Here is a 22,513-nt window from a genome sequence, read left to right as displayed (position 1 = left end):
ACCCTAAAGAGACGGCCTAACGGCCGCGGAAGCGGGCGGCGTCGAAGTTCGCCGAACCCTGCGTCTGCCGCGCGTTCTCGCCCTGCTCCTGATCACCCGACCCGAACGCCTGCTCCATACCCGACTGGCCGCCCAGGATCGCCGCCAGCGAGGCGTTCAGCTCCTTCGCGATCCCGTCCGCACGCAGCTTGAACGAATCGAACGCCACCTTGCCCTGCCCCTGGAACTTGCCCTCCAACGGCTGCGCCGCCACCACCAGCTGCTTCACCAGCGACCCCAGGTCGGTGTTCGAATTACGCGACCCCGACATCAGGCTCGTCAGAACCTGCGTCCCCATGTCGAACTTCATCCCACACTCCCCCCGAAAGAACGTCAACCGATCACCAGTATGACCGCCCCCGACAACATACATCGCACCTGCAACGACCAATGAACCACTTGTGACTCATCCATGACATACCGCCAGACAGATGCGCAGGCCTTCGCATGACGCGTCGGCCGACGCCTCAAGAGATCATGAAACAGGCGTGTCCACGAGTGGCATCGCGCACGGCAGCCCCCTGGCGCAGGCAGGCATCCACGTGCAGTGGAGCGGCCCCTCGGGCCGAACTACCTTGGAGCGCCGTCGCACATGAGAACCCCGCAACACGTCTCCGACAGGCCCCGCCACGCGGTCAGGGACTGGGCGCGGAGCCGGTCGAGGCGAGGAAGGCGAGGAGGTTGTCGCCGTAGCGCTGCGGGGCAGTGAGGTGGGGGACGTGCCCCTCGCCGCGCAGGGTCCGCGCCTGCGCCCCGGGGATCACCCGTGCGAGCCGGTCGACGATCGCGCCGAACCACTGCGGGCTGTCGGTGCCCTTGCTCAGCATCGCCGGGCCGGTGTAGCCGGCCAGGCCGGCGAGGTCCACGGTGTTCCAGTCCGGGTCCCCCTGCTCGTCGGCGGCGGTGGGAGCGTTGGTGACGAACGTCCGCCGGGCCGGGTCGGGCATGCCGTCCCACGCTCCCGGCCCGAACACGACCTCCTCGACGAACCGGCGCGCGCCGGCCTCGGAGTCGCCCGCTCGCACCTCCGCCATGACGGCGTCGATGGGGGCCTGTGCCTGGCGCATCAGCCGGTCGAGCTCCGGATCGCCGGCCACGACGGCGGTCAGGGGCGGCTCGTGGACGGCGAGGCTGCGCAGCAGTTCGGGGCGGCGGGCTGCGAGGCCGAGCGCGACCGACCCGCCGAAGGAACTCGCGGCCACGTGGACCGGGGCACCGAGCATCTCGACGAGCGCGGCCAGGTCGTCCTCGTCCTGGGCCCGCGTGCCCTGGCCCGGCGGGCGCTCGCTGAGACTGTGACCGCGGCGGTCGTAGACGAGCACGCGGTGGGCGCGGGTGAGGTGCGGCAGGACGGCGTGCCAGCTGTGGTGGTCGGTCCAGGAGCCGTGGACGAGCACGAGCGGTTCACCTTCGCCCTTGATCTCGTAGAAGAGGTCGACGCCGTTCACACGAGTCCGAGCCATGCCTGGTCCCCCTGTCCGATGCCCTGCCGGCCTCCGCAGGGAGCTTTGATCATCTTGTCAGACGGGCTCGCTACGGGACCGGCGTCATCGGGGCGCGTTCAGAGGATCCGGCGGTCCTCGGCGGCGATCGGGACGTCGTTGATGCTGGCCTCGCGGCGACGCATCAGGCCGTCGTCGTCGAACTCCCACTGCTCGTTGCCGTGGCTGCGCCACCACTGGCCGGAGGCGTCGTGCCACTCGTACTCGAAACGGACGGAGATGCGGTTGCCGGTGTGGGCCCACAGCTCCTTGCGCAGTCGGTAGTCGAGCTCGCGCTCCCACTTGTCGGCGAGGAACGCGCGGATCTCGTCCCGGCCGACCAGGAAGCGGTCGCGGTTCCGCCAGACGGAGTCCTCGGTGTAGGCGAGGGCGACGCGCTCGGGGTCGCGGCTGTTCCAGGCGTCCTCGGCGGCCTGGACCTTGGCGCGGGCGGATTCCTCGGTGAAGGGGGGCAGGGGCGGACGGGACATGGCGCATCCTTCCGAATCGGAGCAGGATGGAGAACGATCGTTCTCCAGCTGCCGCCCACCCTAGGAGAACGACCGTTCTCGCCGCAAGGGAAATCGGGCTACGCTGCCCTCATGGACGACGAAGAGGCACGGACCCGGCTGCTGGACGCGGCGGAGGAGCTGTTCTACCGCCACGGCATCCAGGCGGTGGGCATGGACCGCATCCGCACCGCGTCCGGAGTACCCCTCAAGCGCCTCTACCGGCTCTACCCGGCCAAGGAGTCCCTGGTCACGGCATACCTGGAACGCCGCGACCGGCGCTGGACGGCCGGCCTGCGCGAGGCGGTGACGGGCGCGGCGGAGCCGGTCCCGGCGGTCTTCGACTGGCTGGCCCGGTGGTTCTCGGAGCCGGACTTCCGGGGCTGCGCGTTCCTCAACGCGTACGGGGAGCTCGGCGCGGCCGCGCCGGAGGTCGTACGCGCCCACAAGGCCGAGCTTCACGCCCTGCTGGCCGAACTGGTCCCGGCCGGAGCCCCGCCCGCGCTCGCGGACCAGCTGCTGATCCTGGTCGAGGGCGCGACGACGGTGGCGGCCCTGAGCCCCGGCCCGGAACCGGCCCTCAGGGCGCGCGAGGTCGCAGAGGCCCTCATGCGCCAGTGACGCAGGTCACTGCCGCGTGCCGCGGTGGGCCGTCACATCCGCCCGGTGGCATCCGTCAGAGCTGTGCAGCCGTCGACACGACAGGCAGACCAGCCAGACCGGCAGACCAGCCAGACCAGGAGACCGCCATGGACGCCCGACTGAACCTCTACGGAAACGCCGTCGCCACCAAGTTCGCGAGGTACATCAACTCCGCGGGCAAGGTCGTCTCGGACTCGACCCTCCCGCCCGCCACCCAGGAGCTCGTGAAGATCCGGGCCAGCCAGATCAACGGCTGCGGCTTCTGCACCGACATGCACACCAAGGACGCCGCACACGCCGGGGAGAGCGCGCAGCGCCTCCACCTGGTCGCGGCCTGGCGCGAGGCGAAGGTGTTCACCGATGCCGAGCGGGCGGCCCTGGAGCTGACCGAGCAGGGCACGCGCATCGCCGACGCGGCCGGTGGGGTCACGGACGAGGCGTGGGCGAACGCCGCCAAGCACCACGACGAGGACCAGCTGGCCGCGCTGGTGTCCCTCATCGCGCTGATCAACGCCTACAACCGGATGAACGTGATCATCCAGCAGCCGGCCGGCGACTACCAGCCGGGCCAGTTCGGCTGATCCCCCGGGGCGGCGCGGTACGCGTACCCGGACCCCGCCGGTCTGGGTACGCGTACTCAGGACAGGACCCCGGGCCCTGCGGACCATGGAGGCAGTCCACACCACCTGGGGAACCCGATGACCACTCGCACGCTCCTCCGCCTGACCTTCGCGAACCCCGCTTCGGCGATCTACCTGGGCCTCGTCGGTGTCGCCATTGCCGTCGCGACGGCCGTCACGCTGTTCGCCGAGGATCCCGGCTTCGTGTGGGTGCTGCCCGCACTGTGCGCGTTCCCGCTGTTCATGCTCGTGGCGCTGATCCACGGGGACGGCCAGCCGGCGACGTGGCTCTTCCTCGTCGAGCTCGTCCTGTGCGTGATGGTCCAGTCGCTCGTCCTCGGAACGATCGTGGAGGCCTCCCGCGGCCGCCTCCGGCAGCAGCCGCGGCCCGCCGGACCGCGGACCGGCTGACTCAGCCGGCGTCGGCGCCGCGCGGGAAGGTGATCTCCACCCGGCGGTTCTTCTTGCGGCCTTCCTCGGTGCTGTTGTCGGCGATCGGGTAGTCCTCGCTGTAGCCGCGGACGTCGAAGACGACGCTCGGGTTCGTCACGGTCTTGGCCAGCTCGCCGTGCACGGCATCGGCCCGCTGCTTGGACAGCTCCTTGCCGTGCTCGTAGCTGCCCTGGTCGTCGGTGAAGCCGAAGACCCGGATGCGGGTCGCCTTGGACTGGTTGATCTCGTTCCCGATGGCCTGGATCCGGGCGGCCGCCTGCGCGTTGAACACGGCGCTGTCCTCGGGGAACAGCACCTCGGACTGCAGCGCCATCATGACGGTCTCGTTCGTCTCCTGCCGCCGCTGCTCACCACCGAGGTCTTCGACGACCTCGGCGATGTCCAGCACCTTCACCGGTGCCAGGGTTCCGCCCTGCGGGATCTTCAGCCCGGGGGCGTTGGAGTCGATCGCCACGGGCGCGGAAGCCGAAGGCTCCGTACCGGGCGGCACGGACGGCTGCACCTCATCGGCATGGGCGGTGGTCGCCCCGATGATGGGTCCTCCGGCTATGACGAGTGCGGAAACTGCGGTGGCGGCGGCTACGCGATGGCGTGTGGTCATGGGTCACCCAGAGATTTTGACGGTGGCCGTGGCAAAGGTCGGGAGGCTGAATTCCACCTCACTGGTAGAGCTCGGCGGTGCTGGGAACTGAGCGAAGAACGGGATCACCTGACCGGCGTCGACACTGGAGACACCCGTCGTGCACAGGCACCTGGACTCTGTGTCCCGAAGCACGTAATACCGCTTCTTCCCCGCCTTGTCGACCAGCGTGGCACCAGCGACCGACTCTCCGGTCCCCTTGAGTTCGATGCCGCGCCAGGCGACGGTGTCCTTGTACGACTGACTGCCCGTGTTCTTGAGCTGCCCGGAGACTGTCAGGAAGCCACCCGGGTCCCGCCGCACCGAGTTGATCTCCAGCGTCATGCCGGCCTGCCCGTTCAGCGTGGCGATGACTTCGGTCGGCTCCGAGCTCTGGCTCGCGCCCGGTGCTGCGTCCTGCGACGCCGTTCCCTGGGACTGTGCCGTGCCGGACTTCCGCGGCTCGGCCGACTTGTCGTCGCCGCCACCACCGCACCCGGCCAACGTGACGACCATGACCGCCGCACCCGCAACGGCCATCCCCCCACGGACCCTCACCATGCGCCGAATGCTCATCTATGAACGCTTCCTTGTCTCTCGGTCCCTGTCAGGCGACGAGTCGCACGCTGAACAGCTTTCTGGTCAATGCCTTGAGCGAACCCGGCTTCAGCGGGTCGAGCTTGACCGTCTCTCCACCACAAGTGAGGGTCACAATCGCCGCGTTCGGCACAGGAGACGGTGAACCACCCGACGGCGTGGTGGATGTGGGGGTGGGCGTGGGGGTGGGGCTCGGATCGGCAATGGCTCCCAGCTGACACCTCGGCTCGATCAGAGCCGTGGCCTCCGCCGTCGCGGGCATGTCGCCGGTTCCGGGAACCACGGAATCCCCCACGGGTTCGTTCGTCTCCACCGTCACGGTGAACCGCGGCAGGGCAGCCCTGCACGTGGCCGTCGCATCGTTCTTCGCCGCGAACGCCTCCGCCGCCGCGCAAGCCTCGCCTGCCTCGAAGAAGTCCCCTTCGACGATCCTCCGCCAGACCCCCGCCTCCACCGACGGAAGGTCGAGCCCGACGAACACCGCGTCCCGGGCTTCACGCCCGGCTGCCAAAGCTGCGGCGTCCGCTGCCCCTTGGGCATCGCTGCGCCTGACCGATGCCTGACCCACCGCGAAGAAGGCGAGCGCGGCGAAGAGCAGCCCCGCCACAACCACCACGTAGACGGGAAAGACCTGCCCCCGGTCCCGCCCGTACATGCCGCGCACGGCCACTAGCCGGCTTTGATGTCGGTCACCGCCTGCTTGATCCGCTTGGTGATCTCCGAACCGATGCCGGAACCGACAATCGCCCCGACGATCACGATGACCACCAGGATGATGCCCAGGTACTCGAAGGCCGTCTGGCCGCGGTCCAGTCGGGCGTGGCGCTTGCGAAGCCTTGTCACGGCCGTGTCCGCCCACCCGTTCACCCTGATCCGCGCCTCCACGGCGGCCTTCAGCAGCGTGTTCTGTGACATGGGGGTTCCCTCCCGGGCCGGTACCGGTGTCGATCTGCGGACGGTACGGCGAGTCACCAGTCGTGACCAAGGGTCCCGGGACCCAATTACGGACCCACTGCGCACTCTGTCTACCCATGACCGGTCACTCCTGGACGGGCGGTTCCCAGCCAGCGGGCTATCGCCTCGCTGCGCGTGGCGCTCCGGAGCTTCGCGAAGATGCGGTTGATGTGGTTCTTGACCGTCTTCTCGCTGATGAAGCAGGCGGCTGCGATCTGCTGATTGCTCATCCCGGACGCGATCAGATCCATGATCTCCACCTCTCGGGAACTCAGCCCGAAGACAACAGAGTTGTGCATCCGCTCGGACGACTGTGCCACATCGCGTTGCGGATGCGAAGAGGCCCTGAGCTCCGCCAGCAGGGCGCTCGCCGCCGTCGGGGTGAAGTGGGGTCGGCCCAGGGGCGCGTCGTGCACGGCCCTGAGCAGCTCGTCGGCCGTGAACTCCCCGTGTACGAGGTAGCCGCCCGCGCCCAGCAGCAGGGCCTCGCGGACGATTTCGGCTTCCCTGCTGTACGTCAGCATCAGTACCGGAGCAAGCTGCACGAGGTGAGGCAGGGCCGAGATGCCGTCCACGCCCGGCATCCGGACGTCCAGCAGGACCACGTCCGGAGCGTGCCGACGCGTCAGGCTCAGCGCCTCGCGGCCGTCCGCGGCCTGGGCGGCCACCTCGATGTCCGCGGCCGCGCCCAGGATGGCCGCGAGGCCCGCCCGGATGACCGGGTTCCCGTCGGCGATGAGCACGCTCAGCCGTGCCATGGTTCAGCCACCCCCGAACAGCGCGCCGAAGTCGACGTTCGCGCCGTAGACGAACCCGCACACGAGGAGGATGAGCGTGCCCGGCAGCATGAACATCGTCACCGCGAACGTGGCCTTCGGCACGGCCCGCGCGGCCCGTCGGCGGGCGTTCTGGGCGTCCGTACGGCGCATGTCCTCGGCGATCGCGATCAGCGTGTCGACGATCGGGGAGCCCAGTTCCTCGCCCTGCTGCAGGGCGGTCACGAACTGCGCGACCTGTTCACTGTCGTTGCGCCGCCGTAGCTCGTCGAAGGCCTGCCGACGGCTGACGCCCATGTCCATCTGCTGGAGCGTGATGCGGATCTCGTCCGCCCACGGCCCTTCGTACTTGCCCGCCACCCGGTCCAGCGCCTGCCGGAAGCCCAGCCCCGCGCTCACCACCACGGCGAGGACGTCGAGGAAGTCCGGCAGCGTCCGCTCGATGTGGTCGCGCCGCACCCGGATGGCCGACCACAGGCCCGCCTCGATCCAGAACAGGCCGAAGGCCACCATCAGCAGGGCCAGCACCAATTGGCCGTTGACCAGCATGGAGAGCGCGCCCGCGGCGCCCAGCGCCCCGTACACCGCGCGCCGGGCCGCGTACCGGTCGATCGTCAGGCCGGCCGGGTTGCCCGCCATGTCGATCTGCCGTCGCTTGCGGGCCACCCGGGTCGCGCCCATCGCGCGCAGGACCAGCGGAGCCCAGCGGATGCCGATGCGGTCGACCAGCGATCCGACCGCCGTCGTACGGGTCGCTCCGACCTCCAGGGCCAGGGCGAGGTCGGTGGGGAGCTTCACGTCCGCCCGGTAGAGGCGGATGCCGTGGAAGGCGCCGAACACCGAGAGTCCCACGGCGAGTGCGAGGAGAAGTCCGGTCATCGTCGCGTCCGCCCCCTCACACGTCGATCTTCGACAGGCGGCGGATGAGGACGAAGCCCAGTGCGAACAGGCCGAGGGAGACGAGGACGGCGGTCTGCCCGAAGAACGCGCCCGTCATCCGGTCCAGCGCGCCCGGCATCATCATGTCGACGAGGAGCAGCGAGCCGAGCCCGATCGCCGGGACCAGGTAGGCCGTCACCGTGACCTGGGACAGCTGGGTGCGGATCTCGCGGCGGGTCTCCTTGCGCTGCTCCAGCGTCACCGTCAGGTTGCGCAGACTGTCCACGATCGCGCCGCCCGCCCGGGCCGACAGGACGAGGGTGGAGACGAGGACGACGAGTTCGCGCGACGGCAGGCGTTCGGTGAGTTCGCCCAAGGACTCCTCGATGGAGTGGCCCACGGCGAGGCGGTCGGCGACCCGTGCGAGTTCCTCGCCCGCCGGTGCCTCCAGTTCCTCCGCCGCGATGCCGATGGCGGTACGCAGGGCCAGCCCGGCCTGAGTGGCGTTGGCGAGGATGCGGGCCAGGTCGGGGAGCTGGTTGATGAAGCGCTCCGTACGCCGTGCCCGCTGCCAGCCCAGGAAGGCGTTGGCCGCCCAGATACCGATCAGGCCGGCCACCGGCCCGAAGAACGGCGCGAGGAGGGACGACGCGATGAGCCAGACGCCCGCGATGGAACCGAGCATGTAGACGAAGAACTCGCCGGGCGTGAGGTCCAGGCCGGTGGTCGCCAGCTTCTGCTCGATCCGGCGGCCGAACGTCGTCTTCCGCAGCCGGCGGTCGATCGTCCGGAAGCGGCGCACCCGGCCGAGCGGTTCGGGCAGGCCGCTCGCCGAGAGGCGTTCGACGAGGGCGGCGTGCTGGGCGCGCCCGGCCGCGTACGCCTGGAGGCCGACGACCGCGAGGACGCAGGCCAGCAGCGTGATGCCGAGGGTGAGGAGGATCAGTGGGTTCACAGGGCGGTCCGTGTGATGTGCGGGGTGGTGAGGGGGTCGTCGGGCAGTGCGACGCCGAAGGCCTGCGGGATGGGCTGGTTGGTCATGTAGAGGCGTTCGGCGATGCGGCGGGGCAGCGGGTAGTACTGGAAATAGCCCTGGACGCGGCCGTCCGGTCCCATGGGCTGGGCGGCGAACCGGCAGACCGTGGTGATCCGGAAGGGTTCGCGGCCGTGTGATTCGAGGATGGAGATCTCCGTGATGCGGCGCGAGCCGTCGCCGAAGCGCGTCAGCTGCACGATGACGTTGACGGCGCTGTTGATCTGGTCCTGGAGGGCTTCGAAGGGGATCTCGACCTCCGACATGGAGGCCAGGGTCTGCAGGCGGGTCAGGGCGTCGGAGGAGCTGTTGGCGTGGACGGTGGCCAGCGAACCGTCGTGGCCGGTGGACATGGCCTGCAGCATGTCGAGGGTCTCCCCGCCGCGGACCTCGCCGACGATGATGCGGTCGGGGCGCATGCGCAGGGAGTTGCGTACGAGGTCCCGGATGGTGATCTGGCCCTTGCCCTCCACGTTCGCCGGGCGTGATTCCAGGCGGATGACGTGGGCCTGCTGGAGCTGGAGTTCGGCGGAGTCCTCGATGGTGATGATGCGCTCGCCCTCCGGGATCAGACCGGAGAGGGCGTTGAGGAGGGTGGTCTTGCCGGTGCCGGTGGCCCCGGAGACGATCACGTTCATCTTCGACTGGACCAGACCCGAGAGCAGCAGGAGCATCTGCTCGTCGAGGGAGCCGAGGGCGATCATCTCGTGCAGGGTGAAGGCGCGCGGGAAGCGGCGGATGGTGAGGGTGGCGCCGGTCAGGGACAGCGGCGGGATGATGACGTTGACGCGCTCGCCGCTGGGCAGGCGCGCGTCGACCATCGGATTGGCCTCGTCGACGCGGCGGTTGACGGTCGAGACGATGCGCTCGATGGTCTGCATGAGCTGCTCGTGCGAGGCGAACCGGATGGGGAGCTGCTCGACGCGGCCGGCCCGCTCGACGAAGATCTGGTCGGGGCCGTTGACCATGATCTCGGAGATGGAGGCGTCTTCGAGGAGGGGTTCGAGCACGCCGAGCCCGAGGGCCTCGTCGACGACACGGCGGATGAGCTGCGCGCGCTCGACGGTGGAGAGGACGGGGCCCTCGCGGCTGATGATGTGCCCGAGTACGCGTTCCAGGCGCGCCCGGCGCTCGGCCGGTGCGAGCGCGGACATCTCGGCGAGGTCGATCTCCTCCAGCAGCTTGGCGCGGTAGGAGGAGACCAGCCGGCCGTCCTCGCGCGGGCTGTGGCGGTCGTCGGGGGTGCTGACCCGGGAACGCAGGCTCATGGTCCGGTCTCCTCGGGTTGGTCGTTGGGCATGACGGCTGTGGCCCGGGCCGGTTCGGGGTCCAGCCCGGGGATGATCGAGTTGATGGGGATGACGGCGACGGCGGTGATGGCGTCGCCGGTCCTGCTCACGCGGACGTCAGCGCCGATCCCCTCCCTGACGGCCGCCACCCCCGCCGCCTCTCCCCTGCCCCGGTGCTGGGCCTCCACACGCGCCGCCGTGCGGGCGGCCGTGTCCGCCTGCTCGTGGACGTACGCGACCCAGCCCAGCTGGATCGCGCACAGTGCGACGAACAGCAGGATCGGTATGAAGCCGATGTACTCCAGGGCCACTTGGCCCCGGTCGGAGCGGATGCGCCGCCTCATGTCACTCGGCCTCCTTCTCCAGCGCGGCGCCGCCGGTGCCGTCGATCCCGCCGAAGTTGAGCGCGGGGTGGAGGACCGGAACGGAGAGGCGCACCTCGGCCCGGAAGATGTCCCCGGACACCTCGCACGCCACCTCGAGGCTCCACGCCTCCCCGATGTGCTCCCTCGCCGCCGCGTCGCAGGCCGCGGGCCCGTGCACCGCCCCCGCCCGGGCCGCCTCGTCCGCCGCGTTGCCCGCCAGGGAGAAGGCGTAGCCGATCAGTACGCACTCCCACACCGCCGCCACCAGGAGCAGGATCAGCGGCACCGTGCCGACGAACTCGATCGCCACCTGGCCCCGGTCGCCCCGGTCGCCGCGGGTCCTTCTCCGGGCGGGGTTCCGCATCCGTCAGCCCTCCCGGCCGCGGCGCAGGCGGGAGACCGTGCCCGCGGCGCGCAGGGTCAGGGCTCCGCCCGGCGGGGCGGGGGGCGCCGGGGTGTCCGGGGCTCCCAGGAGGCCGAGTTCGCCGGCCAGGGTCCACAGGGCCTGCTTGACCGTCGAGCGGTTGTCGAGGTCCTGGACGCGGCCGGCGTCCACCACGGCCTGGAGTTCCTTGAAGGCGGCCGGGACGGGGGTGCGGGTGGCGCGGGTCTTGGTGATCTTCTCGATCAGGGCGGGCTGGATCTCGGTGTGCTTGCTCCAGCGGTTGACGACCATCGCGGTGTCCTCGGCCTTGCGCACCTGGAGCCGCTCCCACAGCCGGACCATGCGCTTGGCGGCCCGTACCGCGATCACGTCGGGCGTGGTGACCAGGACCGCGACGTCCGCCATCTCCACCGCGGCGGCGTTGGCTCCGGTCACCTGGGTCCCGCAGTCGACGACGACGAGCTCGTAGCGGCTGCGCAGGGCGCCGACGATGTGGCGGGCGGCCCGGTCGTCGACCTCCTCGCCGCGTTCGCCGTCGGCCGGGGCCAGCAGCAGTGCGAGGCCCGTGCGGTCCTCGTAGACGGCGTCCTGGAGGACCCGCGGCGAGATGTCCTGGATGCCGGCGAGGTCGGCGATGGAGCGGCGGAACTGCACGTCGAGGTACGAGCCGACGTCGCCGGCCTGGAGGTCCATGTCGACCAGTGCGGTGCGCCGGCCCGAGGCGGCGGCGGCCAGGGCGAACTGGACTGCGGTGAAGGTGGTGCCCACGCCGCCCTTGGCCCCGGTGACCGTGACGACCCGCCCGCCCGGCCCGGTGAGGGCGTCGGCCTCGGCGGCGCCCCGGCCCAGGTGGCGGCGGACGCCCACGGACCACTGGGCGGCGGCCTGGACGCGGGCGGCGAGCTCGTCGTAGGACAGCGGCAGGCCGACGAGGCCGCGGGCGCCGGAGTCCATGGCGGCGGAGAAGAGCGCCGGTCCGGCGTCCGAGGAGACCAGGACGACCCCCACCGCCGGGAAGCGGAGGGCGACTTCCCGGATGAGCTCCAGTGCGGGCACCGGCCCGATCCGCTCGTGGACGAGGACCACCTCGGGGAGCTCGTCGAGGGAGTCCACGGCGAGCCGGGCGAGGGTGTCGAGCAGGGTGGTCGAGTCGGGGACGGGCGGGGAGGGCTCCGCCGACGGGAGCTGGCTCAGCAGGGTGGAGAAGATGCGGGCGGCGTCCGGGTCGCCGACCGCGGGGAGGATTCGCGTGGTCATCCGGGCCTCACCTGTCCCCGTCGAGGGTGTACGTACGGTCGCCGGCGGCGGGCGCGGAGTCGGTGCCGGGGGCGACCAGGGCCAGGCGCACGTGCTCCGCGAAGGACTCGGCGTACGCGACCCGCTGGGTGTCCTTGGTACTGAGGGCGAAGGTGATGGGGACGGCCTCGGAGGGGCCCTTGCGGTCGCTGTCCTTCTCCAGGGCGGTGAGCTTGCCGACGTTCAGGACGCGGGCGTTGGCGACGATGATGACCGAACGGGAGGGTTCGGTGTCCTTGGCGCCCTTGAAGGTGGCGATGATGTTGACCTTGGCGCCCGAGGTGATCTTGCCGGCCACACCCGTCGCCGCGTCGATCATGATGGCGATCTCCTGCTCACCGGGCTGGAGCTGCGGCCGGTCGACGAACATGTCCGTCTGGAGCAGGGAACCCTTCTTGAGGGTGGTGAGGGCGATCTTGTCCCGGACCGCGCCGAGGTCGGTGACGGCCGTGTCGGACAGCCACCGCTCGGGGATCCTGATCTCCTCGAACTGGTCGGCCCCCAGGGGGCTGTACGGGGCTATGTCGGCCTTGGCGCGGTAGGCGACGGCCTCGGACCCGACCTTGGAATTGACGTCGCCGATCACCACGAGGACTCCGGCGAAGGCCCCCAGGGCGCACAGGACCGACAGGAGCAGCAGAATGACGCCGCGGCGCTGGCGTGAGTTCATAGGCCGTACTACCTCGCCGTTCTTTCTTCATTCGTACGTTCGGTCGTCGGTCAGGGTCTGGAGCGGCCGGTGCTCGCCGGCGTCGCCGCGGACGGCGGTGGGGCGGTGAGCGGTGCGGCGCAGAAGCCGCACCGGTCGCCGATGAGTTCGAGGCCGCACCAGCGGCACCGCTCGCGGCGGACCGAGGCGACGAGTTGGTAGAGCACGGACAGGTCGGGGATTCCGGCGGCGAACTCGACGAGCTTGGGGGTGCCCCACCAGGCGGGTGAGGCGGCCGGCAGCGGGTTCTCCATGACGCCCTGCACCTGCCAGGCGGGGGCGAGTTCGGCGGCGACCCAGTCGGAGGCGAGCTGGCCCCGCGCGAAGGTGAGGTGCGTGGCGAAGTCGGGGCCGCCAGGCAGGGCGTCCGCCGCCGCGCCGCCCGGCCCGGGGCGTGAGCCGTGGGGGGCGCCGTGCGAACCGCCGCGCCCGCTCCGACCGCCCCCGGAGGCGCCCAGCTTGGCCAGGTGCGGCGCGGGGTGGGCGAGTACGGCGAAGTGGGCACTCGGCGACCAAGACCGGGCGTGCGCCCCGAGCCCGACGGGCACGCGGACCCGGTCGAGCTTGGCGACCGAGCCGAGCAGGGCGCCCGCGTAGATGTAGTGGGACAGCAGCCGGGCCGCGGAGGCGATGATTCCGGGGCTGAAGTCGCAGACGCTGAGCTGGCGCAGCTGACGGGCCAGCAGGGCCGTTCCCAGCGGCGGAAGATCGATGTCGAGCAGCGCGATCCGGTCGGTTTCCAGGATGGCCCGGACGGTGTGCAGCCGCTGGACGGTGGAGCGCGGGAGCCAGGGCGGTACGAGGGCCACGAGGTGGCCGTGCCGCTCCAGCAGGGCGCTGGTCCCGGCGAGCGCCGACTCCAGGTCGTGCTGTCCGGGCGGGTGCAGCAGGGCGGCCCCCGGCGTGTGCCGGTCAGGGGCCGGAAGCACCAGATCGTCGCTGGTGACTGCGATGGCGGTCGGCACGCGAATTCCCCCGTTCCCCCACGTTCTCCCCGTACGCCCGGACGTTCACGCGCTCGACGGGGACGCGTCGCTGCCGCGTCGCGGGTGCGCACTTCGGCGCGACCGCGGACGGCTCTCGCCCATCCCCCCTTGTCCCAGCACCATAACCGCGTCACCCCTGGCAGGTCAGGGGCTTGGTGATTCCCGTGCGTAAGGTACCGGTCACAGGTGACGGAAAACCCGGACAACAGGGATCGCGCATTCAGCCATTTCAAGCCACTTTGGGAAGACTCTTGACACGGGGATTGGTCTGGACCAACTTGGCAGCGCACGCCGTGAGTCGGCCCCACCCCCACACGGCCCGGCTCTCCCCTCCCCACCACACCTCCCCCCACGGAGCCCACGTGAACCGCATACGCTCCCTCTCCCTGCCGCTCGCCGTCACCGTCGCCGCAGGGGCGCTGACGGCCCTCGCCGCCGGCGCCGCACAGGCCGCGGACATCAACGTCGCCCGCAACGGCGGCTTCGAGTCGGGCCTCGCCGACTGGTCCTGTTCCGGCGGGAGCGGCGCCGCCGTCTCCTCGCCCGTCTACGCCGGAGCCGGCGCCCTGAAGGCCACCCCGGCCGGTTCCGACAACGCCCGCTGCAGCCAGACCGTCACGGTCAAGCCGAACTCGACGTACACGCTGAGCACGCAGGTGCAGGGCAGCTACGTCTACCTCGGCGCGACGGGGACGGGCACCCAGGACGTCTCGACCTGGACCCCCGGCTCGGGCGGCGGCTGGCAGAAGCTGTCCACCACCTTCACCACCGGCCCCTCCACCACCCAGGTCACCGTCTACACGCACGGCTGGTACGGCCAGCCGGCCTACACCGTGGACGACTTCAGCGTCTTCGGCCCGGACGGCGGCGGGGGCACCGACCCCGGCCCGGGCATCCCCGGCGCCCCGGCCGGTACCGCCGTTTCCGGCCAGAGCGCGAACGGACTCACCCTTTCGTGGAACGCCGTCAGCGGCGCGAGCGGCTACCACGTCTACCAGGACGGCGCCCGCGTCCAGACCGTGTCCGGGACCTCCACCCCGGTCACCGGCCTCGCGCCCGCCACCTCGTACGCCTTCCAGGTGAGCGCGTACAGCACGGCGGGCGAGGGGCCGAAGTCCGCACCCGTCACCGGGACCACGACCGGCGGCGGGAACCCGGGCAACCCGGCCGTCCCCAAGCACGCCCTGACCGGCTACTGGCAGAACTTCAACAACGGCGCGACCGTGCAGAAGATCTCCGACGTCTCCGCGCAGTACGACATCATCGCGGTCTCCTTCGCCGACGCCACCACCACGCCCGGCGCCATCGCCTTCAACCTCGACTCGGCCGGGCTCGGCGGCTACACGGTCGACCGGTTCAAGGCCGACATCGCCGCGAAGAAGGCGGCCGGGAAGTCGGTCATCCTCTCCGTCGGCGGCGAGAAGGGGACCATCACGGTCAACGACTCGGCCTCTGCGACCAACCTGGCGAACTCGGCCTACGCCCTGATGCAGGAGTACGGCTTCACCGGCATCGACATCGACCTGGAGAACGGCCTCAACCCCACCTACATGACGCAGGCGCTGCGCGCCCTGTCCGCGAAGGCGGGCCCCTCGCTCGTCATCACCATGGCCCCGCAGACGATCGACATGCAGTCCACGCAGGGCGGCTACTTCAAGACGGCGCTGAACATCAAGGACATCCTCACCGTCGTCAACATGCAGTACTACAACAGCGGCTCGATGAACGGCTGCGACGGCAAGGTCTACTCCCAGGGCTCGGTGGACTTCCTCACCGCGCTGGCCTGCATCCAGCTGGAGGGCGGCCTCGACGCCTCCCAGGTGGGCATCGGCGTCCCGGCCTCCCCCAGCGGCGCGGGCAGCGGCTACGTCTCCCCGACCGTCGTCAACAACGCCCTGGACTGCCTGACCCGGGGCACGAACTGCGGGTCCTTCAAGCCGTCGAAGACCTACCCGGGGCTGCGCGGCGCGATGACCTGGTCGACCAACTGGGACGCCAAGGCGGGTAGTGCTTGGTCGAACTCGGTGGGTCCCAAGGTCCACGGGCTCCCGTAGGCGGTACGTGTGGGGGTGGCCGGATCGGTTCGGCCGGCACCTGAGGTCCTTGACCGGGACATGCCACGAGAGGACGCTGAGCGCGTCCGCACGGCTACCCCCACACTCCCCACCCAGGAGAACGCATGCGGCTCCATACCCGCCGGAGGGCCGGCCTGACGGCGGCCCTGCTGGCGATCGCGCTCGGCGCACCCGTCTACGGCATGAGTGCGACAGCGGCGCCACCGCCCAGCCCGTCGACCGCCACCCAGGACGAGGCCATCGTCCAGTACCGGATCCACGGCCCCTCCACCGTCGCCGACCGCACCGCCCTGCTCGGTACGGGCGTCTCCATCGACGAGGTGGACGACCACACCGTCGTGGTCAGCGCCGACACCATGCAGGCCAAGAAGCTGAAGGCGCTCGGCTACAAGCTGACCGCCCTGCCCGGGCCCCCGGACCGCTCGCTGCCCGGCATCGCGGCGAGCCCGATGGACTTCCCCTCGGCGGACTCCAAGTACCACAACTACGCCGAGGCGACAGCCGAGATCAACCAGCTCGTCGCGCAGTACCCGACGATCGCCTCCAAGCGGGTCATCGGCAAGTCGTACCAGGGCCGCGACCTCCTCGCCATCAAGATCAGCGACAACGTCGCCACGGACGAGTCCGAGCCCGAGGTGCTCTTCACCGCACACCAGCACGCCCGCGAGCACCTGACCGTCGAGATGGCGCTCTACCTGCTCAAGGAATTCACCTCCAAGTACGGCACCGACTCCCGGGTCACGGGCGCCGTCAACGGCCGCGAGATCTGGATCGTCCCGGACCTCAACCCCGACGGCGGCGAGTACGACATCGCCACCGGCTCCTACCGCTCCTGGCGCAAGAACCGGCAGCCGAACTCCGGGTCCTCCTACGTCGGCACCGACGAGAACCGGAACTGGAACTACAAGTGGGGCTGCTGCGGCGGCTCCAGCAGCAGCAAGAGCTCCGAGACCTACCGGGGCGCGGCCGCCGAGTCGGCACCCGAGGTGAAGGTCGTCTCGGACTTCGTGCGCAGCCGGGTGGTCGGCGGCAAGCAGCAGATCAAGGCCGCGATCGACTTCCACACCTACAGCGAGCTCGTGCTGTGGCCCTTCGGCTACACCTACAACGACACCGCCCCGGGCCTGACCGCCGACGACCTCGCCGTCTACAAGAAGATCGGCACGAGCATGGCCGGCAGCAACGGCTACACGCCGGAGCAGTCGAGCGACCTGTACATCACGGACGGCACGATCGACGACTGGCTGTGGGGCAACCAGAAGATCTTCTCCTACACCTTCGAGATGTACCCGGAGAGCGGCGGCGGCGGTTTCTACCCGCCGGACGAGGTGATCGACCGCGAGACCGCCCGCAACAAGGACGCGGTGCTCCAGCTGCTGGAGAACGCGGACTGCATGTACCGCTCGATCGGCAAGGAAGCCCAGTACTGCTCGTAGCCGTCACCTGAACCGGGGGACGCCCCGCCGCCAGGGGGGCGTCCCCCTCCCTTGCGCGGCGGGGCGTCCGCCTGCCCGCGGGAAGCCTGCGCCGCCCGCGGCGGACGTCAGCCCAGGACGGCGAGTGCGTCGATCTCGACGAGCAGCCCGTCCGGCAGGCCCACGTAGACGGTGGTGCGGGCGGCCGGGGCCTCCTTCAGGCCCTGCTCCTCGAAGTAGGCGTTGTAGATGCCGTTCATCTCCGCGAAGTGCGCCGTGTCCGTGAGGTAGACGCGGATCATCATCACGTCGTCCCAGCCCGCGCCGCCGGCCTCCAGGACGGAGCGGACGTTCTCCAGCGTCTGGAGGGTCTGCTCGCGCAGCGTCGGACCCGCGGGGGTCGGCGGCCGGCCGTCGACGTGCGGGAGGAAGCCGACCTGGCCGGCGACCTGCAGGATGTTCCCCTTGCGCACGCCGTGCGAGAACTTCGCGGGCGGCACCGTGTGGGTGGCGGGAGTGATGGCGCTCTTCTCGGTCACGCTGTCTCCTGTACTCCTGAATAGTCCTGGCTGATGGCACCGGCGGTGCGCAGTACCTGCGGCAGCAGTTCGAGCAGCCCCTCCGCCGGGACGACCACCCCGGGCGCGGAGACGGACAGCGCGGCGACGACCCACCCGTCGGGACCGCGCACGGGCGCGCCCAGGCAGTTGATCGACTCCTCGTGGCCGCCGAGGTCGGTCGCCCAGCCCTGTTCCCGTACGAGGTCCAGTTCGCGCAGGAAGGCCTCGGCGTCCGGGGTGGAGCGGGCGGTGTAGCGGGGGTAGTCGATGCGGTGGGCGAGGGCCCGTCGTTCGGCCTCGGGGAGGTCGGCGAGGAGCAGCTTGGCGACGGCGGCGACGGTGAGGGGCACGGGCCGGCCGATACGGGAGTACATGCGCACCGGGTAGCGGCTGTCGACCTTGTCGACGTACACGACCTCGTCGTCCTGGTGCAGGGCGAGGTGAACGGTGTGCCCGGTGGCCTGGTTCAGCTCGGCCAGGTGGGGGCGGGCGACCTCGCGGACGTCGAGGTTCTCGATGGCCTCGGCGGCGAGCGCGAAGAGGCGCGCGCCGAGGCGGTAGCGGCCGTCGGGGCAGCGGTAGACGAAGCCGCCCTCGTTCAGGGTGCGCAGCAGCCGCAGCGCGGTGCTCTTGTGCACGCCGAGCTCGTCGGCCACGTCGCCGAGTCCGGCGGGCCCCCGCGCGAGCAGCGGCAGGATGCCGAGCGCTCTTTCGACCGACTGGCTCATCGCTTGCCCTTTCCCACGGTCACCGCGTCACCGGCGCCGGCCCACGGGCGCACCGGGCAGCGTTGACCCGCCGTCACCCGGGATGTTAGACAGCATGCAGCGGTACACGCAACGACCGTTGCAGCCAACGCAACACACCCGGGAGGCATCCGCATGGCCAGCGCCAGCGACCCCGTCAAGGACCTCGCCGACGAGCCGGTGGACCACCGGTTCAAGGGACTCCCCCCGGACGCCCAGGCGGACGGCCTGACCGTCGGGCAGCTCGCGGCCCAGCGCCGGGACCTGCACGCCGGCGGGTTCACCACGCCCGTCCTGACCCTCGACGCGGACGCGCTGGAGCACAACCTCGCCGCCCTCGGAACCTACGCCGCCCGGCACGACCTCGCCTTCGCGCCGCACGGCAAGACCTGCATGTCCCCTCAGCTCTTCCGCCGCCAGCTGGACCACGGCGCGTGGGGGATCACCGCCGCCGTCCCGCACCAGGCCCGCGTCTACCGCGCCTTCGGCATCCAGCGGATCTTCCTCGCCAACGAGCTCGTCGATCCGGCCGCGCTGCGCTGGGTGGCCGGTGAGCTCGCCGCCGACCCCGGCTTCCGCTTCGTCTGCTACGTCGACTCCGTGCGCGGCGTCCAGCTCATGGACCGGGCCCTGCAGGGCGCCCCCGCCCGCGTCGACGTCGTCGTCGAGCTCGGCGCGGGCGAGGGCGCCCGTACCGGTGCCCGCACCGACGAGGACTGCCGCGCCGTCGCCGACGCGGTCGCCGCGACCGGCACCCTGCGCCTGGTCGGCATGGGCGGCTACGAGGCCGAGGTCCCCGAGGCCGACCCGGCGCGCGTCCACGCGTACCTGCGCCGGCTGACCGCCCTCGCCGTCGAGTTCGACGAGGCGGGCCGGTTCGCGGCCGACCTCGAGGAGATCGTCGTCAGCGCCGGCGGCTCCGCCTGGTTCGATGCCGTCGCCGACGTCTTCGCCGAGCTCCCGGAGCTCTCCCGGCCCGTCCTGAAGCTGCTCCGCTCGGGCGCGTACGTCTCCCACGACCACGGCTGGTACACCCGCCTGACCCCCTTCAACCGCCACCCCGAGGAGGGCGGCCTGCGCCCGGCGTTCCGCCTGTGGACCCAGGTCGTCTCCCGCCCCTCCCCCACCCAGGCCTTCGTCAACGCGGGCAAGCGCGACATCGCCTACGACCTGGGCCTGCCCGAGGCCGAACTGGTCCGCGACCCGCTCACCGGCGAGGAGCGGCCCGCCACCGGCATCCGCGTGGTCAAGCTGTCCGACCAGCACGCCTGGCTGGAGACCGGATCGGCCGACGATGTCCAGGTCGGCGACTGGGTGGCCCTCGGCATGTCCCACCCCTGCACGATCTTCGAGAAGTGGCCGCTGATCCCCGTCGTGGAGGCCGACGGCACCGTCACCGACTACGTCCGCACCTTCTTCTAGGCACCGGCCGGTGGACCTGGTCATCCGGGGCGCCCGCGTCGTCGACGGCACGGGCGGCCCCCCGTACACCGCCGACGTCGGCATCCACGAGGGCCGGATCGCCGCCGTCGGCAGGCTCTCCGGCGGCCGCGGGACCGTCGACGCGCACGGTCTCGCGCTCGCCCCCGGCTTCGTGGACATGCACGCCCACAGCGACCTCGCCCTGCTCCGCGACCCGGACCACAGCGCGAAGGCCGCCCAGGGCGTCACCCTCGAAGTCCTCGGCCAGGACGGCCTGTCCTACGCGCCCGTCGACGACCGGACCCTCGCCGGGGTGCGGGCCGCGATCGCCGGCTGGAACGGCCCGGGCGACGACGTCGACTTCGACTGGCGCACGGTCGGCGAGTACCTCGACCGGCTGGACCGGGGCTTCGGCGGCGAGGGCGTCGCCGTCAACGCCGCCTACCTCGTCCCCCAGGGAACCGTCCGCGCCCACGTCATCGGCTGGGACGACCGCCCGGCGACCGCCGCCGAACTGGACCGGATGCGCGCCCTCGTCGCCGACGGCCTCGCCCAGGGCGCCGTCGGCATGTCCTCCGGGCTCACCTACACCCCCGGCATGTACGCCTCCGGGGCAGAACTGACCGAACTGTGCCGGGTGGTGGCCCGGTACGGCGGCTACTACTGCCCCCACCACCGCAGCTACGGCCGGGGCGCCCTCGCCTCCTACGCCGAGATGGTCGACCTGACCCGGGAGGCGGGCTGCGCCCTCCACCTCGCGCACGCCACCATGAACTTCGGCGAGAACGAGGGCCGGGCGGGCGAACTGCTCGCCCTCCTCGACGCGGCCCTGGACGCGGGCGCCGACATCACCCTGGACAGCTACCCGTACACCCCCGGCTGCACCACCCTCGTGGCGCTGCTGCCCAGCTGGGCGAACGAGGGCGGCCCGGAGGCGGTCCTCGCCCGGCTGCGCGACGACGCCTCGGCGGAGCGGATCCGCCGCACCCTGGAGCACGAGGGCGCCGACGGCTGCCACGGCGTCCCCGTCGACTGGTCGACGATCGAGATCTCGGGCGTCGCCGATCCCGCGTACGCCGCCCACGTCGGCACCCGCGTGGACGGCTGGGACACCGCCCGCCGGCTCCTGCTCGGCGACCGGCTCGCACCGACGGTCCTCCAGCACGTCGGCCACGAGGAGAACGTCCGGGCGATCATGCGCCACCGCGCCCACACCGGCGGCTCTGACGGCATCCTCCAGGGAGCGAAGCCGCACCCGCGGGCCTACGGCACCTTCCCGCACTACCTCGGCCACTACGTCCGCGAACTCGGCCTGCTCTCCCTGGAGGAGTGCGTCGCACACCTGTCCGGGCGGCCCGCGGCGCGGCTGCGCCTGCCCGACCGGGGACTGGTCCGCGTGGGACACCGCGCCGACCTCGTCCTCTTCGACCCCGACACGGTCGCGGCCGGCTCCACGTACGAGCGGCCCCGCGCGCTGCCCACGGGCATTCCGCACGTCCTGATCGGCGGACGGTTCGTCATCCGCGACGGGCACCGGACCCAGGTGCTGGCCGGCCGGTCGGTGCGCAGAACCGGCCACGTTCGCGGGTAGATCCGCCGCCTACGATGGGCGCCATGGTCGCCTTCGCCCTCGCCGCCCTGCTCTTCCTCGCATTCTGCATAAGCGTCAGACAGGACCGGCGCCGCTTCAGCAACGCCGTGCTCCTGGGGCTGACCTTCCTGACCGCCTTCTCCGCCCTCTTCCTCCAGGTGGCCAAACTCCCCTTCTGGGCGGCCGTGACGGTCGTCGTCCTCACCTTCGCCGCACCGGCGTTCGGCGTCCTGGCCCTGGGCGTCCTCCTCGTGCGCAACGGCATGACGATGGTCCGCAAGGAGGGCTTCCGCCCGGCCAACCTGCTGTCGCTGCTGGCCGGCCTCGCGATCTTCGCGCTGATCGGGCTGCTGGTCCTCGTCGGCGTCGTCGGCTCCCCCGTACTGGGCGGCATCGCCGGGACCCTCACCGTCGTCGCCGGCTACGTCTCCTTCGTCTTCTTCTGCTTCCTCGGCTACGCCTACCTCTACGGGCGGATCAAGGTGCGCGGCGACGTCGACCACGTGGTCATGCTGGGCTCGGGCCTCATCGGCGGGGACCGCGTACCGCCGCTGCTGGCCTCGCGGCTGCGCAAGGGGCAGCAGATCTACGAGGTCCAGCTGGCCCGCGGCGGCCGGCCGCCGGTGCTGCTCGTCTCGGGCGGCAAGGGCTCGGACGAGAAGGTCGCGGAGGCCCGGGCGATGGCGGACTGGCTGATCGCGGAGGGTGTGCCGGCGGAGCACATCGTGCTGGAGGACCGCTCCACCACGACCGAGGAGAACATGATCTTCAGCCGGCAGATCATGGAGGCCCACGATCGCGGCTACCGGTGCGTGGTGGTCACCAACAACTTCCACGCCTTCCGGGCCGCGATGCTGGCGCGCAAGACCGGCGTGAACGGGCAGGTCCTGGGCTCTCCCACCGCGAAGTACTACTGGCCGAGCGCCACCATCCGCGAGTTCGTCGCCATCTTCTGGGAGCACCGGATGGTCAACCTGTCGATCTGCGGCCTGCTGGCCGTCTTCGGTGCGCTCGGCACGCTGGCCGCGGTCCTCGTCTGACCGGCGGCCGCCCCGCGCGAACGGGGAAGGTG

Annotated in this window: 26 protein-coding genes; 8 read left to right on the top strand and 18 right to left on the bottom strand. The window is 71.2% G+C overall.

What is annotated here, in order from left to right:
• Positions 1 to 16 precede the first annotated feature (16 nt).
• From E6U81_RS11060 to E6U81_RS11050, 3 genes are all read right to left on the bottom strand, one after another.
• Positions 17 to 349 carry a hypothetical protein gene (locus E6U81_RS11060; RefSeq protein ID WP_136229877.1) on the bottom strand — a complete coding sequence of 111 codons (333 nt, stop codon included), beginning with the start codon at positions 347 to 349 and terminating at the stop codon, positions 17 to 19.
• 325 nt (positions 350 to 674) lie between these two features.
• Positions 675 to 1,502, bottom strand: coding sequence for an alpha/beta fold hydrolase (locus E6U81_RS11055; protein WP_136229876.1), 828 nt, complete (start codon positions 1,500 to 1,502; stop codon positions 675 to 677).
• A gap of 98 nt (positions 1,503 to 1,600) precedes the next feature.
• Positions 1,601 to 2,011, bottom strand: a complete 411-nt coding sequence (locus E6U81_RS11050) for a nuclear transport factor 2 family protein (RefSeq protein ID WP_136229875.1) — start codon at positions 2,009 to 2,011, stop codon at positions 1,601 to 1,603.
• Between the two features lie 111 nt (positions 2,012 to 2,122).
• On the opposite strand from E6U81_RS11050, the gene E6U81_RS11045 reads away from it, so the two are divergent.
• The 3 genes from E6U81_RS11045 to E6U81_RS11035 all read left to right on the top strand — a co-directional run bounded on the left by E6U81_RS11045 (position 2,123) and on the right by E6U81_RS11035 (position 3,702).
• On the top strand, positions 2,123 to 2,650 hold the full coding sequence (locus E6U81_RS11045; protein ID WP_136229874.1) for a TetR/AcrR family transcriptional regulator: 528 nt from the start codon (positions 2,123 to 2,125) through the stop codon (positions 2,648 to 2,650).
• 128 nt (positions 2,651 to 2,778) lie between these two features.
• Complete coding sequence (locus E6U81_RS11040; protein ID WP_136229873.1) at positions 2,779 to 3,252, top strand: carboxymuconolactone decarboxylase family protein; 474 nt, start codon at positions 2,779 to 2,781, stop codon at positions 3,250 to 3,252.
• Positions 3,253 to 3,369: 117 nt separating this feature from the next.
• Entirely contained in the window at positions 3,370 to 3,702 is a 333-nt protein-coding gene (locus tag E6U81_RS11035; protein ID WP_136229872.1) for a hypothetical protein, read from the top strand.
• 1 nt (position 3,703) lies between these two features.
• Here E6U81_RS11035 and E6U81_RS11030 read toward each other — a convergent pair whose 3' ends face one another.
• The 13 genes from E6U81_RS11030 to E6U81_RS10970 form a co-directional block, all read right to left on the bottom strand.
• Positions 3,704 to 4,345 (bottom strand): OmpA family protein, encoded by a 642-nt coding sequence (locus E6U81_RS11030; protein WP_136229871.1) that lies wholly within the window; start codon positions 4,343 to 4,345, stop codon positions 3,704 to 3,706.
• Between the two features lie 3 nt (positions 4,346 to 4,348).
• Positions 4,349 to 4,939 carry a hypothetical protein gene (locus E6U81_RS11025; protein ID WP_136229870.1) on the bottom strand — a complete coding sequence of 197 codons (591 nt, stop codon included), beginning with the start codon at positions 4,937 to 4,939 and terminating at the stop codon, positions 4,349 to 4,351.
• A 31-nt stretch (positions 4,940 to 4,970) separates the two neighbouring features.
• Positions 4,971 to 5,615: a pilus assembly protein TadG-related protein gene (locus E6U81_RS11020; protein WP_136229908.1), complete on the bottom strand. Its 645-nt coding sequence runs from the start codon at positions 5,613 to 5,615 to the stop codon at positions 4,971 to 4,973.
• 14 nt (positions 5,616 to 5,629) lie between these two features.
• Entirely contained in the window at positions 5,630 to 5,875 is a 246-nt protein-coding gene (locus tag E6U81_RS11015) for a hypothetical protein (protein WP_136229869.1), read from the bottom strand.
• A gap of 110 nt (positions 5,876 to 5,985) precedes the next feature.
• A complete protein-coding gene (locus E6U81_RS11010) occupies positions 5,986 to 6,672 on the bottom strand; it encodes a response regulator transcription factor (protein WP_136229868.1) in 687 nt (228 codons plus the stop codon).
• A 3-nt stretch (positions 6,673 to 6,675) separates the two neighbouring features.
• The gene (locus E6U81_RS11005; RefSeq protein WP_136229867.1) at positions 6,676 to 7,569 is read right to left on the bottom strand and encodes a DUF5936 domain-containing protein; all 894 of its coding nucleotides are present in this window, start codon (positions 7,567 to 7,569) and stop codon (positions 6,676 to 6,678) included.
• 16 nt (positions 7,570 to 7,585) lie between these two features.
• The gene (locus E6U81_RS11000) at positions 7,586 to 8,524 is read right to left on the bottom strand and encodes a type II secretion system F family protein (RefSeq protein WP_136229866.1); all 939 of its coding nucleotides are present in this window, start codon (positions 8,522 to 8,524) and stop codon (positions 7,586 to 7,588) included.
• Positions 8,521 to 9,870, bottom strand: coding sequence for a CpaF family protein (locus E6U81_RS10995; RefSeq protein WP_136229865.1), 1,350 nt, complete (start codon positions 9,868 to 9,870; stop codon positions 8,521 to 8,523). The genes E6U81_RS11000 and E6U81_RS10995 overlap by 4 nt, the downstream gene beginning before the upstream one ends.
• On the bottom strand, positions 9,867 to 10,235 hold the full coding sequence (locus E6U81_RS10990; protein WP_136229864.1) for a TadE/TadG family type IV pilus assembly protein: 369 nt from the start codon (positions 10,233 to 10,235) through the stop codon (positions 9,867 to 9,869). Before E6U81_RS10990 ends, E6U81_RS10995 begins: the two co-directional genes overlap by 4 nt.
• A 1-nt stretch (position 10,236) precedes the next feature.
• Positions 10,237 to 10,620: a TadE/TadG family type IV pilus assembly protein gene (locus tag E6U81_RS10985; protein WP_136229863.1), complete on the bottom strand. Its 384-nt coding sequence runs from the start codon at positions 10,618 to 10,620 to the stop codon at positions 10,237 to 10,239.
• Between the two features lie 3 nt (positions 10,621 to 10,623).
• On the bottom strand, positions 10,624 to 11,898 hold the full coding sequence (locus tag E6U81_RS10980; RefSeq protein ID WP_136229862.1) for an AAA family ATPase: 1,275 nt from the start codon (positions 11,896 to 11,898) through the stop codon (positions 10,624 to 10,626).
• Between the two features lie 7 nt (positions 11,899 to 11,905).
• Positions 11,906 to 12,607: a Flp pilus assembly protein CpaB gene (gene cpaB / locus E6U81_RS10975; protein ID WP_136229861.1), complete on the bottom strand. Its 702-nt coding sequence runs from the start codon at positions 12,605 to 12,607 to the stop codon at positions 11,906 to 11,908.
• Between the two features lie 50 nt (positions 12,608 to 12,657).
• Entirely contained in the window at positions 12,658 to 13,611 is a 954-nt protein-coding gene (locus E6U81_RS10970; RefSeq protein ID WP_136229860.1) for a hypothetical protein, read from the bottom strand.
• A 383-nt stretch (positions 13,612 to 13,994) separates the two neighbouring features.
• On the opposite strand from E6U81_RS10970, the gene E6U81_RS10965 reads away from it, so the two are divergent.
• Both E6U81_RS10965 and E6U81_RS10960 read left to right on the top strand, forming a co-directional pair.
• Entirely contained in the window at positions 13,995 to 15,686 is a 1,692-nt protein-coding gene (locus E6U81_RS10965) for a glycoside hydrolase family 18 protein (RefSeq protein WP_136229859.1), read from the top strand.
• Positions 15,687 to 15,811: 125 nt separating this feature from the next.
• Positions 15,812 to 17,143 (top strand): M14 family metallopeptidase, encoded by a 1,332-nt coding sequence (locus E6U81_RS10960; protein WP_136229858.1) that lies wholly within the window; start codon positions 15,812 to 15,814, stop codon positions 17,141 to 17,143.
• A 107-nt stretch (positions 17,144 to 17,250) separates the two neighbouring features.
• Here E6U81_RS10960 and E6U81_RS10955 read toward each other — a convergent pair whose 3' ends face one another.
• Together E6U81_RS10955 and E6U81_RS10950 are read right to left on the bottom strand one after the other, a co-directional pair.
• Positions 17,251 to 17,661 carry a RidA family protein gene (locus E6U81_RS10955; protein ID WP_136229857.1) on the bottom strand — a complete coding sequence of 137 codons (411 nt, stop codon included), beginning with the start codon at positions 17,659 to 17,661 and terminating at the stop codon, positions 17,251 to 17,253.
• Positions 17,658 to 18,410 (bottom strand): IclR family transcriptional regulator, encoded by a 753-nt coding sequence (locus tag E6U81_RS10950; RefSeq protein ID WP_136229856.1) that lies wholly within the window; start codon positions 18,408 to 18,410, stop codon positions 17,658 to 17,660. The genes E6U81_RS10955 and E6U81_RS10950 overlap by 4 nt, the downstream gene beginning before the upstream one ends.
• A 153-nt stretch (positions 18,411 to 18,563) precedes the next feature.
• Here E6U81_RS10950 and E6U81_RS10945 point away from each other — a divergent pair, with 153 nt between their 5' ends.
• The 3 genes from E6U81_RS10945 to E6U81_RS10935 are packed head-to-tail and all read left to right on the top strand — an operon-like array spanning position 18,564 to position 22,481.
• Entirely contained in the window at positions 18,564 to 19,850 is a 1,287-nt protein-coding gene (locus E6U81_RS10945; protein WP_136229855.1) for an amino acid deaminase, read from the top strand.
• A gap of 10 nt (positions 19,851 to 19,860) precedes the next feature.
• Positions 19,861 to 21,441, top strand: coding sequence for a D-aminoacylase (locus E6U81_RS10940; RefSeq protein WP_136229854.1), 1,581 nt, complete (start codon positions 19,861 to 19,863; stop codon positions 21,439 to 21,441).
• Between the two features lie 23 nt (positions 21,442 to 21,464).
• On the top strand, positions 21,465 to 22,481 hold the full coding sequence (locus E6U81_RS10935; RefSeq protein ID WP_136229853.1) for a YdcF family protein: 1,017 nt from the start codon (positions 21,465 to 21,467) through the stop codon (positions 22,479 to 22,481).
• Positions 22,482 to 22,513: the final 32 nt, after the last annotated feature.

The organism is Streptomyces sp. A0592, from assembly GCF_004795115.1.
GTDB lineage: Bacteria > Actinomycetota > Actinomycetes > Streptomycetales > Streptomycetaceae > Streptomyces > Streptomyces erythrochromogenes.
This window is presented reverse-complemented; position numbering and strand designations above follow the sequence as displayed.